We start from the raw sequence: 14864 nt of genomic DNA on the forward strand, positions 1-14864 counted from the left end.
TGTTTTCATTCTCTTTTGGCCCAATAACCAAATTGAGCATTCACTACCAGGGAGCTGGCCATGCGCGTACTACTCGTCGAAGATGAATTGGCATTAGCTAACGCTTTAACAGAGCATCTGGAGCTTTCAGGCATGGCAGTTGATGGTTTCGATCATTTGCGCCAAGCCGAAACCGCTCTACTAACAACAGAGTACGATATTGTTCTTCTCGATCTACAGCTGGTAGACGGCGATGCCATCCCATGGCTTAAAAAGCGTCGCCAAGCAGGCCTTACAACCCCTGTCATCATCCTGACAGCGCGTGATCAAATCAGCGATCGAATTGCCGGTCTTGATGCCGGTGCCGATGACTATGTGATCAAGCCTTACGATTTGGATGAGGTCAATGCCAGAATTCAGGCGGTAACACGCCGAGGAGCCGGATTAGCGACCAATGCGGTCACCTTTGGTCGAATCACAGCCGACCTTCAAAAACACTCACTGCAGGTCGACGAGCAAGATGTAGAGCTGACGGCTCGTGAGTGGAGTATCTTAGAAACACTGATTAAACGACCCGGACACATTGTCAGCAAAGAGCAGATCGAAGATCGTCTCTACGCCTTTGGACATGAGGTAGAGAGTAATACCGTCGAGGTCTACATCAGTCGTTTACGCAAGAAACTGGGTAAAGAGCTGATTAAAACTGCACGTGGCCTTGGCTACCGTTTAGAGGCCTAGCGTGTTTCTAAAACCCAAAACCTTAGCCGCTCAGCTCGGCGTACAAATTGCACTGAGCTTGGTGCTGGTTTGGTTATTGGCAACGGTGGTCGCGCTATGGGTACTCGTTAAGGAGCTCAATTCAACCTACGATCAAAGCCTAAAAGAGACCGCACAACGTGTTTTGCCTCTCGCTATATCCGACTACCGACTTAACCAATTCGGCCTGCTTGATCTAAGACCTGAGCTAAGCTTACTGGGCACGCTCAATCTAAGCGTTGGTCCAAGAATTTTGGGCGATCAACCCGAATACCTGATGTATCAACTGCGTGACTTTAAGGGGCGAATACTGGTGCGTTCGAATAATGCGCCCATGACGCCAATGCTTGATAGTTTGCAGACAGGCTTTACCCATGGCAAAAATTTCAGCATTTATACAGCTTCATCGCTAGATGGTCGCTACCATCTTCAGGTCGCGGAGACCGTCGATCACCGCTACGGCGTCCTATTTGATACCGCCCTGCTCTTTTTACTGGTCTTTACCATTGCGCTACCATTGAGCGTTTTGCTGGTCTACATCGCAGTGAGACGACGTTTAGTGCCCGTTCAACAGTTTGCTGAGAATATGGCGACACGTAGCGGCAGTAATTTAGAGCCAATCGCACAAGCTGAGCTACCACAGGACTTTTTAGAGGTTCAAAGGGCCACTAATGCCCTACTTGATCGACTTAGAACCGCTCTGGTAGCGGAGCGTGAGTTTGCGGCCAACAGTGCACATGAGTTAAGAACCCCACTGGCTGTAGCGTCCGTTCAACTGCAGAGACTCTCTGATGAGCTTGGTTCGACGGATCAAGTTGAGCGACTCAAGATTGTTCAATCCAGCTTAGCACGCCTAACTCGTCTGATTGATAAGCTGCTTCAACTCGCACGTGCCGAATCGGTAACCCTATACAAGGGTGAGCCAACCAATCTTGAGCTCATCGTTAAGATGATTGCTCGCGAGCTAGACCCTCGTAATGATCGAGTCGAAATCATCAGCGAATCACCGCCCCTGTTAGATATCGATCCTGACGCCTTAGCCGTCATACTCAGTAACCTAGTCGAAAACGGCTTGAAGTATGCGCCTAATGAGAGCCCCGTCATTATTCGATTAGAGTCGAACGGTGCCTTTAGTGTTGAGAATTTGGCACCCGATTTAGCGCCAGAAGATCTAAACGGATTGAAGCAGAGATTTGTTCGCGGTAATCAGCGATCGCAACCAGGCAGTGGTTTAGGCTTGGCCATAGTCGGTGCTATGGTTGATCAGTTAAATGGCGATCTGGATTTAAAAATCGCTGGAGAAGGTCGCGGCAAGCGGTTGATAGTAAAAGTAAAGATATAACCTAAAGGGCAGGCTCGCCCATCACATAGGTCTGTGCGATTGATCGATCATCCCCCAGAATAGAGAGTGCAAATAAGACATCTTCAATCTGATCAGCCCGTTTCATCCGCTCTTCGATCACCGGTGTAGAGGCCAAGTCGAGCAACACCATATCGGCCTCAAACCCTTCTGCTAAAGCGCCAATTCGATCATCCAGCCCCAATGCCTTAGCACCGGCCAGAGTGGCCATATAGAAGGCTTCTAAAGGTTTAAGAAGATGTCCCGCCATCTGCTGAATTTTATAGGCGTCACCTTGGGTGCTCAGCATAGAGAGCGACGTACCACCCCCAACATCAGTACCCATAGTCACATTAACGCCAGCCTGTTGCAGACGCTTCAAAGGAAATAACCCCGATCCTAAGAAAAGATTGGAGGATGGGCAGTGACAAATAGCGGAGCCACAGTCATGAAGACGTTGCATCTCAGCGTCATTGAGGTGAATGCCGTGAGCAAACACCGAACGATCGGTCACGAGTCCAAAGTGATCATAGGTATCTAAATAGCCCTGGCGATCAGGAAATAACTCCCCTACCCATGCGATCTCATCGACATTCTCAGAGAGATGGGTGTGTAGGTAGACATCACTATTCTCTTTCATTAGAGCACCAGCGACCTCTAATTGCGCGTCGGTCGATGTGGGTGCAAAGCGAGGTGTTACCGCGTAACCCAACCGTCCACTACCACGCCATTTGTCAATTAACGAACAGGAGTCGTCATAGGCCGATTGAGGGGTATCACACAGATCATCTGGTGCATGCCGATCCATTAAAACCTTGCCGCTGACCATACGTAGATTACGACGTAGGGATTCTGCAAAAAAGGCATCCACTGAGTTAACCGAAGAGGTCGCAAACACCAGGGCGGTTGTCGTTCCGTTCGCCAATAACTGGTCGAGAAACCGTCCAGCCTGCTCTGTCGCGTAATCAATATCGCGATACTTTAATTCCACAGGGAAGGTGTATCGATTCAACCAATCCAACAGTTGAGTCCCGTAGGCACCGATCATTTCAAGTTGTGGGTAGTGAACATGGGTATCGATAAATCCAGGAATCAGTAGATGCCCAGGACGATGCTCGATTTGAAGATCAGAGGGGATATGCTCTCTTAAATCAGTGTAACTGCCTACCCGTTTAATCAATCCATCGACTATCCAGATAAGCCCATCTGAGTGATAGAACCACCCTTCATCATCTTTAGGTTGAGAAGTACAACTCAGGATCTGACAACGTAACGCCCAGGATTGACTCATAATTCACCCCGCTGTTGCTGCAGCCGAGTCATGACATCAGCCGCAACCGAAATCGCAATCTCTACCGGCAATTTAGTATGCAAATTCTGCAAGCCTATAGGCGAGTGAATGGAGTCAATGATTTCCTGAGAGATACCCCGCTGAGCAAGACGCTGTCTGAATTTCAATGCCTTAGTTTCTGAGCCTATCATGCCAGTATAGGTCGGCAGACCTCCATCGATAGCTGCCAGTAGAAGATCCAGATCCAGTTGATGATCATGGGTCATAATCAACATCCATGCATCATTCGGAATATCTCGCGCCACATCAATGGGATCACGTTCAATGCGGGTCACACCATCTGGAATAGGCTGAACAAAGAGCTCATCTCGGTCATCCACCCAGTTAACGGCAAAATGCAGTTGCGCGAGCAGAGGCACTAACGCTTGAGCTATGTGGCCGGCACCAAATAGGTAAAGAGGCTGTAGAGAGGTATTAAAAACCTCAAACAGTACCCTAACCTCTCCACCGCAGCACTGCCCAAGATTACCGGCCAGAGTGTACTCAAGTTCGTGCAGACCATCTTTCTGCTCTGTCAGTAGCTGTCGTGCGAATTCAATCGCCTGATGCTCAAGATTACCCCCACCGAGTGAATCCACCGTGGCGTTACTGGTGACCAACATCTTGGCACCTGACGAACGTGGACTGGAGCCTCTCTCACCGACCTGTGTGATTAAAACAACCGGTTGCCCCCGCTTTAACAGCTCAGCAAGTTTGTAGCTCCAACGTTGAATCACAGAGAGTCCTCAAGGTTAGTAATGGCGTTTAAAATGGCCTCAGGGGTTGCCGGTGCATCTAAGGTAGGCGATATACCATAGCCGGAAACACTCGAAATTGCATCGCGAATTGCACACCAGACAGAGATGCCAAGCATAAAGGGTGGCTCACCGACTGCTTTAGATCTTGCTATGGTTGCCGCACTGTTCGGTTTATCCAGCAGTTCGATACTTAGCTTAGTGGGTCGATCACTAATCGCTGGGATCTTATAAGTTGCTGGGGAGTTTGTCAGTAGACGCCCTTTGTCATCCCACTTAAGCTCCTCACTGGTTAACCACCCCACTCCCTGAATAAACCCACCCTCTATCTGTCCCTTGTCCAAGGCTGGATTCAATGAGCTACCCGTATCGTGCAAGATATCGACTCGTTCGATATGAGTGGCGCCCGTTAGTCGATCGATAATGACCTCCGAGCAGGCGGCACCGTTAGCGTAGTAAAGAAATGGGTTGCCTTGTGCAGAAGCTCTGTCATACCAGATATTTGGCGTTTTGTAGAAGCCTGTGGCAGAGAGCTGAACACGATCCATATAGGCTGCTTTTACAGCCTCGGCAAACGTGATTGAACTGGCACCCCAGCTCAACAGCCCCTGTTTGAATTCAATCTCTTCGGCACTAATCGATTCGCGATTGGCAATGAAATCTGCAATTCGACTCTTCAGGGTGGTCGCTGCGTCATGGGCTGCCATACCATTCATGTCGCTGCCGCTTGAAGCTGCTGTCGGTGACGTGTTGGGAACCTTGTCAGTTCGAGTGCTGCTCATCTTCACTCGATCGATCTCAATGCCCAATACTGAGGCAACCACTTGAGCCACTTTAGTGTAAAGTCCCTGCCCCATCTCAGTACCCGCCTGACTGACCAGAACGGAACCGTCTGTGTAGATGTGAACAAGCACGCCCGCTTGATTGAGATGCTTAACAGTAAAGGAGATACCAAACTTCACCGGGGTTAACGCCAGCCCTTTAAGATAACGAGATGAAGCTAAGTTATGTTTAGCTATTTTCTGACGACGACGGTCATAGTCAGCACTCTCTCTAAGGCGGGTCATGATCTCCCGCAGCGTTGTTCCGTCGACGGTTTGACCATAGTGTGTCTGCTGACCTGAATAGAGGTTCTTAAGCCGTGTATCTAAAGGATCCTGTTTACAGTTGCGTGCAATATCATCCAACATCGCTTCAGCCGTGATGACCCCCTGAGGCCCGCCAAAGCCACGAAACGCCGTGTTAGAAACCTTATCGGTTCGCCAACGCTCACCAGTGATTTTTGCAGCCGGGTAATAGTAGGCGTTGTCACTGTGGAACATCGCACGATCCACAATGGCATCACTCAAATCTGGAGAGCAGCCACAGTCGCCATTAATGTCAATCTGTACCGCTTCGATTTGACCATCACTACGGAATCCCACTTGATATTGGTTAATAAAGGGGTGTCGTTTCCCCGTTACCGTCATATCAGTTGATCTAGGTAGACGAAGTTTTACCGGTTTACCTAGCTTGTGCGCCGCCAGTGAGGCTAAACAAGCCCAAGGCGCTGCCTGTGTCTCTTTACCGCCAAAAGCGCCTCCCATGCGTCGTACTTCAACAACCACCTCATGAAATGGAAGGCCCAACACTTCAGAGACTAGGGTTTGCACCTCAGTTGGGTGCTGAGTAGAGCAGAGAAGATGAATACCTCCCTCCTCTGTTGGCACTGCCAAAGAGGCCTGCCCTTCAAGATAGAGATGTTCTTGACCGCCAATTCGCAATTCACCAGAGAACTGATGTTCAGATCTGTCCATTGTGGACAGATCGCCTCTCTGCATCACATGAGGAGGACGTACTCGATACGCCTGGGACTTGGCCTCTTCAATAGAGAGGATTGGCTTAGACTCTTCGTATTGAACCTCAGCCAATAATGCCGCAGAGCGAGCTTGCTTCTCATCCGTAGCCACCACAAGAAAGATCGGTTGACCGTGAAAAAGCACGTCGCCATCCACTAAAAGTGGGTCACCCGGAAAGACAGGACCGATATCTTTGATTCCAGGAATATCACTGGACGTCAGCACGGCAATAACACCTGGAGCCTCTTGCACTGCACTCAGATCCAAAGATAACAGACGGCCTCGGGAGATGGATGCTTGCCCGATGGCAGCAAACAGGGTGCCTTCAGGTAAGGGAGTATCATCCACATATCGTGCTCTACCCGTCACATGCAACAACGCACTGTCGTGAGTGACTGAAACGCCTACAGGTTTCATACAGACTCCTTCGCACTGATTAGATGGAAGTGAATGACACGGGCACAGGCTTTGAGGCGATAATCAGCGCTGGCCCTGAGGTCTGATAGAGGTGTTAACTCGCCTAACGCATCAGTGACCTGATCCAGGGTAATGGATGAGGGTTCTTTACCTTCAAAAGCAGCCATCACACCCAGTGCCAAAACCGGAGTGGCCGCCATACCTCCTAACCCTATTCGCAAAGAGGTTAACTGTCCCTCATGCATGGTGTAATGAGTCGCTACAGCAACGGCAGAGATATCATCATCCAGACGTTTGGATACCTTCTCAAAATGAACCTGGGCCTGATCACCAAGGTTGAAGTTAATCTGACTGATCACCTCATCCGGACTCAACGCTGTCTGTTTATAGCCTAAGAAGAAATGTTTTAGTGCAACCCTGCGCTCTTGGTGAACAGAGTTCAAAACCAACTCTGTATCTAAGGCGAGCATCAACGGCGCCAAATCACCAATTGGAGAGGCATTTCCGATAGAACCCCCCAAGGTCGCGCAATTACGGATCTGTTGTGACGCAAATCGACTGAGCAACTGATCAAGAGCATGAAAACCAGACGCTTTTGCCTGATTTTTAATTCGACTCAAAGAGACCGCTGCACCGACTGACCAGTGCCCAGCCACAAGGGTTAACTGATTTAAGCCGGCAACCCTATCAGTACTGATAAGCGTCTCGACCTGTTCAAGCCCCTGAGTCGCCCGCAGCATCCAATCAGTACCACCGGATAACAAAATGGCCTCTGGATGCTCCGATTTCAATTCACAAAGGGCTTCTAATGTTCGAGGTTGATGGAAACCGACAACGGATGCCGTTGAGTTTTGTAGCTGCTTCAGGGAGTTGATTAACTCAACTTCACACTGAGCAAATCGATCTTGGCTGCAATCGGCCAATTGAACCGCTTTAACAATGGGTGAATAGCCGGTGCATCGACAAAGATTGCCGCCTAGGGCTTCATCGATCGCCTCCACATCAGGATTGGATTCGTGCTTTTTCAATGCAAGTGCAGAAAGAATGAACCCTGGGGTGCAAAATCCACACTGCGATGCGTGCTGCTCTATAAATGCCTGTTGCAGTGGGTGTAGATCATCGCCTTGCGCTAGATCTTCAATCGTAATCAGCGCTTTACCAGCCAACTCAGCAGCCGGCATCAAACAGCTATTGACCGCCTCATACTTAAGCCTTTTATTATCATCTAAAGAGACAAGCACAACCGTACAGGCACCGCAGTCACCAGAGGCACACCCCTCTTTGGTCCCTGTGAGACGTTTAGATTCACGCAGGAATTCCAATAGAGTCTCGGTATTGGAAAGCGGACTATCCTGCTCAATGGAACCATTTTTCCAGTAACTGATCATATGAATGCTGCCTGAAGGGTCATATATAATAGACTTATTGTGCTAAAACCTAACCAAGTGGTCAAATAAATAAACTGACCTTGAAGTTAATTTTTATTTGATTTTTGAGTCAAATATTGGGTTCAATAGACGACTATTTTTCAATTATTAACAAGCTTTGAGATCCGCCAAAGTATGACAGACAATCTTCGCATCTGGTTATCCAATCCATTAGCCATCTACACGGGAAACGATGAGGATGCTTCTGGCGGTATTGTTGTCAGTGGCAAGACGATCGTAGAGCTGGTTGCCAAGGGTGAAACACCCGTTAATATTGATCAAACGATTGATGTCAGTGATCAGGTTCTGATTCCCGGTCTGATTAACACCCACCACCATTTCTATCAGACACTGACTCGCGCACTGCCCGCAGCGCTCAATAAAGAGCTTTTTCCTTGGCTTCAGACGCTCTACCCTGTCTGGGCCAATTTAGATCCTGAGGTTCATCGTGCCGCCACAAAACTGGCACTGGCCGAGTTACTGTTGTCCGGCTGCACAACCGCTTCTGATCACCACTATCTGTTCCCAGCCAATCTTACTGATGCCATTGATCATCAAGTTGAAATCGGCCGTGAGATGGGTGTGCGTATGGCGATGACCCGAGGCTCTATGAGTTTGGGCCAAGATCAAGGTGGATTACCGCCTAATACCGTGGTTCAAACAGAAGATGAGATCTTGCAGGATTCTGAACGCCTAGTCTCTCGCTATCACGACAGCGAACCCTATTCGATGTCACAAATCGCCTTAGCACCCTGTTCTCCCTTCTCTGTGACGACCGAGTTGATGCGTGACACGGCCAGTCTGGCCAAACAACTCAATGTACGACTCCATACGCACCTAGCAGAGACCATCGACGAGGAGAACTTCTGTGAACGCTCTTTAGGAATGCGAACGGTAGATTACCTAGAGTCTGTTGGTTGGCTATCCAGTAACACTTGGTTGGCGCACGGCATACATTTTAATGACGAAGAGATTGCCCGATTGGGTAAAGCTGGCGTCGGAGTCTGTCACTGCCCAAGCTCGAATATGATGCTGGCATCGGGCATTGCTAAAGTGAAGGAGCTTGAAGCGGCCGGTTCACCGGTAGGTTTGGGCGTCGATGGTTCTGCGTCGAACGATTGCTCGAATATGATTCAAGAAGTTCGCCAAGCCATGTACATCCAGCGCCTGCGTTACGGATCCTCTGCGGTCACCCATTTTGACGCCTATCATTGGGGTACCAAAGGCTCAGCGCAGGTATTAGGCCGTAACGATATAGGTGAGCTCGCGGTGGGCAAAGCAGCCGACCTAGCTCTATTTAAGCTTGATGAGCCGCGCTTTAGCGGTGCTCACGATCCATTAGCCGCCCTGCTGTTGTGTGGGGCACATCGCGCAGAAGCCGTAATGGTGAATGGCGAGTGGCGCGTTAAGGCCGGTGAGTTAGTCGGTCAAGATATTGAACAGATCATGCATGAACATAAAGAGGCTGCTAATACGCTTGCGGCTCGTGCGATTTCTTAGGAGAAGATAATGACACCCTACAGCAAAGACTTTCCCGTAAGCTGGGATGAACTGCACCGAAATGCACGTGCACTGAGCTGGCGCCTTCTAGAACAAGGGCCTTGGAATGGCATTATTGCCATCACTCGCGGCGGCTTAGTACCAGCAGCCATCCTAGCTCGAGAGATGGATATTCGCATGATCGATACGATCTGTGTCCTTAGCTACTCAAACTCAGACAGTGGTGAAGCTTCTGTTCAGGGGCAGATAGAAGTACTTAAAGGCATTGAAGGTGATGGCGAGGGGATGATTTTGGTCGATGACCTGGTTGATACCGGCCGCACCGCAAAATACGTTCGCGAAATGCTTCCTAAAGCGCACTTTGCAACTCTCTATGCAAAACCGGCAGGCAAACCACTGGTTGATACCTTTATTACTGAGGTCAGCCAAGATACTTGGATTCGTTTCCCTTGGGATATGGTGCAAACCTTTGCACAACCACTATCAGAAGTTATCGATAAGTAACTGATTTCAAAATAACTATTATTTTTATTGGGCGTTCTTTTTTACTTAAATAAAACGTCTAAAAATAAACCTGCAAAAACAAAATCCTCTGCTAGGCTTAAGCTTTCATATGTTTGGAAGGATTTTGTATGGGTTTTAGTTACCTAGTTTCCTGCCTATCTTTGTTACTCATTAGCCAACCTCTTTGGGCTAATGAGAGCTCTCTAATGGCTGAGATAAGACTCCACCCCGTCATCTTTTTAGTCTCTGTTACCCTTATCATCATTGTGCTGGCCACAATGACTCGAACCCTGCAGCTACTTCGTTCACGTGGACATAAGCAGTTTAGACAGCTTAAGCGTGAGCGTCACAAGACACAGCGACATCTTGCTATCATCGACAAACATATCTTAATGGTGAATACCGATCCAAACGGCAAGGTGACTAAGGCATCTAGCGCCTTTTGCGATCACACGGGATATACAAAAGAGCAACTTAAATCAGGCACATTAGCTCGTTTAATTCCAGACGAAAACAGCGCAAGTCTGTTGCAACAACGATATCAAGAGGCAAGTCAGAAAGGGGGCGTGAGTGTTGAGACCCAAGAGAAAAATGCCTACGGTGGACTCTATTGGGTCAAGCTTCAGATCGAGCCTCAATACGACCGAAACGCTAATCTGATTGGATTCACCGAGATTCGCGAAGACATTTCGACTCAGAAAAAACTGGAAGAGCTATGGATGACGGACCAGTTAACCGGTCTCTACAATCGTTCGAGGCTAGATGAGCTATTTGAAGCAGAGCTGCGACGTGCAAACCGATACGGCACTCAATTTTCGTTGTTGCTGTTAGATATTGATCACTTCAAACAGATCAATGATACCCACGGGCATCTTGTAGGCGATGACGTTCTCTATGCTGTCGCCAAACTACTTCAGAATAATATTCGTGATGTGGATATATTGGGTCGCTGGGGCGGTGAAGAGTTTATGCTGATACTTCCCAACACCAACCAATCTGAAGCGTTGATTCTTGCAGAAAAACTTAGAAACACACTAAGAGATCACCCATTCACACCCGTGAGTAAGGTAACGGCTAGTATCGGTATCAGTAGTTTTATTGCCGGTGTTGATGCAGATGAGCTATTTAAACGGGCGGATGATGCGCTCTATCGAGCCAAAGCAAAAGGAAGGGATCGGGTAGAGTTAGGCATGGTCAGCATACCTAACCCTAATGAACAGAGTCGCGATCGCAGTGCTTAACTCCAACCCTTTATTTTGCGGTAGAGTGTAGAGGGGCTAACCTCAAGTAACGCGGCCGCTTGAGGGACATTGCCTTTACAGAGTTTGACGGCATTTTCGATGATTTTTCGCTCTAATACATCCAGAGGTTCAATCTCGTCTAAACTCTGAGCCATCACTTTCGAATAGGGTTTAGACTTCTTAGCGGATTTACTCGTTTGAACCTCTTCTGGCTGTTCTGTTTTGACGGGTTGGGGTGCCACAATCTCCTGCAGCGAATTTAACGGGGCCGGGAAATCGGCTACACCGACCATACCCCCCTCGTTTAATACAACGACATTACGAATCACATTCTGAAGTTCGCGGACATTGCCCGGCCAGTGGTACTCCAGTAGTCTACGCTTAGCTTCATCTTCAAAGCCCTCGAAATACTTGGTCTCTTCACGCGCGTAACGGTTTAGGAAGAATTCGGCAATCATTAAAATATCATCACCTCGATCCCGTAACGGCGGCAGGTGAACAGGAATCACATGCAGGCGATAGTAGAGATCCTCTCTAAAACGACCCGCTTGCACCTCAACCAGAGGGTCTCGGTTCGTTGCGCAGATGAATCGGACATCAACCACCTCATCTGAATTACTGCCCACTTTCTGGATAATGCCGGTCTGAATGAATCATAGCAATTTGGTTTGCAAATCAAGACTCATTTCACCAATTTCATCTAGAAAAAGTGTACCGCCATTGGCTTTGCTGGCTGCGCCCTCACGATTGGCACTGGCCCCAGTAAACGCACCCTTCACATGGCCAAAGATCTCACTCTCCATAAGATCTTTAGGGATAGCGGCACAGTTAATAGCAACGAAAGGGCCTTCAGAACGCGCGCTCTGCTTATGCAGGGCTTCTGCAGTGAGCTCTTTACCTGAGCCACTCTCCCCTGTCACAAAAACAGATGCCTTACTGGGGCCCGCACGCTCGATAAGATGATACATATCTTGCATCGCAGGACTGGCACCGATAAAGCTATGAAAGGTCTCACGCTCCCTCTTCTCTGCCAAATCGACAGGGGCAAAATTGAGCTTTGCCACCTGTGCAAATGCTGAGCTGATCGCTACCTTTAGTCGACGCGCATCAAAAGGTTTTTCTAGAAAATCATAAGCACCTAAACGAATGGCATCGACAGCAACATCGATCGACCCATGCGCAGTCATAATAATCACCAACGACTTAATCTGATGCTCAATTATTCGTTTAAGAAGCTCAAAGCCATCACCATCAGGCAGGCGCAGATCCAGAAGAACGACCTGATAGACCTTGGAATCAAGTGCGGTGTGAGCTTCAGCCAGTGTGGCGGCGGCATCAACTAGTACCCCCTCCTTCTCAACGTACTGTGCATAGATACGTCGCAGACTGGCACTGTCTTCAACAATTAATACTTGATTCTGAGACATCAGAAATTTCCTCAATTAACTTTATTATGCCGATAGCGCTGATGAAAAACGGTTCAACTCTGCAAGGACAGATTCCAGCTGCGAGGGTACAGAAGGCACAAACTGATCAACCGTAGCTTGATCGCCAGATTTGGCTGCTTTTTCTATGCGTTCAGCGGTAGAACGAAGCGTTTCGGCACCAAAGGTTGCTGAGGTACCTTTCAGTGAATGTGCTTCGATACCTAAAGTCGCTAAATCATTTTCAGACATCGCTTTACTGATTTTTTCTAAACGCTGTGAAGATTCTGATTCAAACACTTCAATAAGGCTTGGCAAAAAATCGATCGACGTGTCCTCTAAAAGACGCTCCAGTACTGCAAGATCCAGTACTTCAGAAACCTTTGAAGCAACCGCCTGATCCATTGAATCGATGATTTGTCCCATTTAACTATCTCCTTAATTAACCCTTCTAAACAGTGAAGGCATAACAGGTGAAAGCAAGGTCCATGCCAACTCTTCTTACTGCTTATAAAAAGATCTATTCATAGTGATTCGCAAAATGCAAAAAGTCTAGATATTTGATTCAGAGCTGTTGGCACGGTTTGTGCTTACCCTCTTGCAATACGAACTAAACAGACCGAGTTTTAAGATGAATATTGCAGTATCAGCGAAGATTAGCGAACAAGACCATTTTGATATCAATAGAATCCTAATGGTTGATGACAGCCCTACCGAACGAGCTCGCCTTGGCGCGATGTTAAAAGACCTAGGCTATGAAGTCGTTGAGGCCTGTGATGGTAAAGAGGCACTCGCACTGCTGGAGAGAGACCAATTTCAATTGATCCTCTCAGATCAAGTGATGCCAGAGATGGATGGCAAAACACTCTGTCGCACTCTGAGAAGTAACGAGCGTTACGGATCACCCTACGTCGTTATGCTGACCGCAGAGAATGATCAAAATGAGCTGGTCACCTGTATGGATGCAGGCGCGGATGATTTTTTGCGTAAACCCGCTGTTAAAGAGGAACTTCGTGTACGGCTGGCTGCAGGAGCTCGCTTGGTAAGCATGCGTAAAAGTGTCACCGACCAGAACGAGCAACTCAACGAAACCGTGACTGCACTGGAAGCTGCGCAGAAGCAAAACGAGGAAGAGTTGCAATTTGCGACGCATCTTCAAGAGGAGTATGTACCAAAGAATCAGTGGTTATCACCCACCCTAGAACTCGCTACACACTTTAAAACAGCACGTGGCATTGGTGGTGATTCAATGGGATATGTCACAACCAATAACAATCAAGTACTGATCTATCAGATCGACGTAATGGGACACGGGGTCGCATCGGCTATGCTCTCCTTTACCTTACAAAATGCCATTCAACAGATGCTGGGTTACTACATCAATCAAAGTGTCTTGCCACCGCTTCACCAAATCGTACGCAGACTGAATGAGCGCTTTCCGAGTGAGCGTTTTTCAGGCCTCTACTTCACTATGTTCCTTGGCATGATAGATGAACAAGCCAATACCCTAAGGTACTGCCAAGCAGGGCACCCTCACCCCTGCGTATTAAGCGAACAGGGTGATATGATGCAGATAACCCGCGGCAGCTTTCCGGTTGGAATGTTTGAGTTTGCCGACTTTGAAACACGATCCCTTCCCTTTTTACCAGGCTCTTCATTACTGTTAAGTAGTGATGGACTGTTTGATATTGTTGATGAAACAAACTCAGCCCTAGGCCGCAATGCGATCGAAAACATACTGAAACGTGAACGCAGTAAAGATGCCGAAACTCAGTTAGATATCATTAAGCAATTTGCCTATGATTGGGGTAACCAAGAGACCCCAGAAGATGATGTATCGGTCATGTTGATTAAACGCTCCTCGGAAAACAACCAAGAGACAGAGTTGAACGTCCAGCCATTTCTGATCAGTTTACGCCCTACAGAGAGCGACGTAGAAAAGACACTGGATCGTATCTATCTTCACTTAAAACTGCTTAATACCGATGATCTAATCCTCTCTAAGATCAGAACCGCGCTAGCTGAACTACTGAACAATTTTGTTGAACATACTGTTTGGCCAGAAGATTACGCGGAGCTTCCTATAGAGATCATCACAACGACCTCTAAAAGCTGGATTGAGTTCAATATTCAAGAGTATTCCGTAGAGCTTCCTCATCTATGCCCACCTAAGCCCTATTCAGGTGAATCAGAGTCAGGGCGTGGCCAACACATCATGATGAGTTGGATCGATCAAATCAGCTGTATGCGTGACAATGATGCAAACCTATGGCGACTGCGTTTTAAAAACAGCTAATAAAGTCACTCAAAATAAGCCGCATCTATTGCAGCTTATTCATTTCCAGAACTGATCT

Annotated in this window: 12 protein-coding genes and 1 pseudogene; 6 read left to right on the forward strand and 7 right to left on the reverse strand. The window is 48.0% G+C overall.

What is annotated here, in order from left to right:
• Window positions 1-60: 60 nt before the first annotated feature.
• Together XMD530_RS09120 and XMD530_RS11535 are read left to right on the forward strand one after the other, a co-directional pair.
• Entirely contained in the window at window positions 61-717 is a 657-nt protein-coding gene (locus XMD530_RS09120) for a response regulator transcription factor (protein ID WP_173480948.1), read from the forward strand.
• A 1-nt stretch (window position 718) separates the two neighbouring features.
• Window positions 719-2077 carry an ATP-binding protein gene (locus XMD530_RS11535; RefSeq protein WP_173507074.1) on the forward strand — a complete coding sequence of 453 codons (1359 nt, stop codon included), beginning with the start codon at window positions 719-721 and terminating at the stop codon, window positions 2075-2077.
• A gap of 1 nt (window position 2078) precedes the next feature.
• On the opposite strand, the gene guaD is transcribed toward XMD530_RS11535, so the two are convergent.
• Genes guaD through XMD530_RS09145 form a run of 4 tightly spaced genes read right to left on the reverse strand, consistent with a single transcriptional unit; the run spans window position 2079 to window position 7802 of the window.
• Window positions 2079-3365, reverse strand: a complete 1287-nt coding sequence (guaD, locus tag XMD530_RS09130) for a guanine deaminase (protein ID WP_173482501.1) — start codon at window positions 3363-3365, stop codon at window positions 2079-2081.
• Complete coding sequence (gene xdhC, locus XMD530_RS09135) at window positions 3362-4141, reverse strand: xanthine dehydrogenase accessory protein XdhC (protein ID WP_173480951.1); 780 nt, start codon at window positions 4139-4141, stop codon at window positions 3362-3364. The genes guaD and xdhC overlap by 4 nt, the downstream gene beginning before the upstream one ends.
• The gene (gene xdhB, locus XMD530_RS09140) at window positions 4138-6414 is read right to left on the reverse strand and encodes a xanthine dehydrogenase molybdopterin binding subunit (RefSeq protein WP_173507075.1); all 2277 of its coding nucleotides are present in this window, start codon (window positions 6412-6414) and stop codon (window positions 4138-4140) included. The genes xdhC and xdhB overlap by 4 nt, the downstream gene beginning before the upstream one ends.
• Window positions 6411-7802, reverse strand: coding sequence for a xanthine dehydrogenase small subunit (locus XMD530_RS09145; RefSeq protein WP_173494440.1), 1392 nt, complete (start codon window positions 7800-7802; stop codon window positions 6411-6413). The genes xdhB and XMD530_RS09145 overlap by 4 nt, the downstream gene beginning before the upstream one ends.
• Window positions 7803-7976: 174 nt before the next feature.
• Between XMD530_RS09145 and XMD530_RS09150 the strand changes: the two genes are divergently transcribed.
• The 3 genes from XMD530_RS09150 (at window position 7977) to XMD530_RS09160 (ending at window position 11086) form a co-directional block, all read left to right on the forward strand.
• Window positions 7977-9341, forward strand: a complete 1365-nt coding sequence (locus XMD530_RS09150) for an 8-oxoguanine deaminase (protein ID WP_173507076.1) — start codon at window positions 7977-7979, stop codon at window positions 9339-9341.
• A gap of 9 nt (window positions 9342-9350) precedes the next feature.
• Window positions 9351-9845, forward strand: coding sequence for a xanthine phosphoribosyltransferase (gene gpt / locus XMD530_RS09155; RefSeq protein WP_173480955.1), 495 nt, complete (start codon window positions 9351-9353; stop codon window positions 9843-9845).
• Window positions 9846-10051: 206 nt separating this feature from the next.
• Window positions 10052-11086, forward strand: coding sequence for a sensor domain-containing diguanylate cyclase (locus XMD530_RS09160; protein ID WP_173507077.1), 1035 nt, complete (start codon window positions 10052-10054; stop codon window positions 11084-11086).
• Here XMD530_RS09160 and XMD530_RS11540 read toward each other — a convergent pair.
• The 3 genes and pseudogenes from XMD530_RS11540 to XMD530_RS09170 all read right to left on the reverse strand — a co-directional run bounded on the left by XMD530_RS11540 (window position 11083) and on the right by XMD530_RS09170 (window position 12936).
• A complete protein-coding gene (locus XMD530_RS11540; protein ID WP_371731765.1) occupies window positions 11083-11544 on the reverse strand; it encodes a helix-turn-helix domain-containing protein in 462 nt (153 codons plus the stop codon). The genes XMD530_RS09160 and XMD530_RS11540 overlap by 4 nt on opposite strands.
• Before the next feature lie 51 nt (window positions 11545-11595).
• Window positions 11596-12513, reverse strand: a pseudogene (locus XMD530_RS11445) (sigma-54-dependent transcriptional regulator); the annotation flags it as partial.
• Between the two features lie 24 nt (window positions 12514-12537).
• The gene (locus XMD530_RS09170) at window positions 12538-12936 is read right to left on the reverse strand and encodes an Hpt domain-containing protein (protein WP_173483968.1); all 399 of its coding nucleotides are present in this window, start codon (window positions 12934-12936) and stop codon (window positions 12538-12540) included.
• Between the two features lie 205 nt (window positions 12937-13141).
• Here XMD530_RS09170 and XMD530_RS09175 point away from each other — a divergent pair, with 205 nt between their 5' ends.
• A complete protein-coding gene (locus XMD530_RS09175; RefSeq protein ID WP_173507078.1) occupies window positions 13142-14806 on the forward strand; it encodes a SpoIIE family protein phosphatase in 1665 nt (554 codons plus the stop codon).
• Window positions 14807-14864 lie beyond the last annotated feature (58 nt).

This window comes from Marinobacterium sp. xm-d-530 (assembly GCF_013283365.1).
Classification (GTDB): domain Bacteria; phylum Pseudomonadota; class Gammaproteobacteria; order Pseudomonadales; family Balneatricaceae; genus Marinobacterium_E.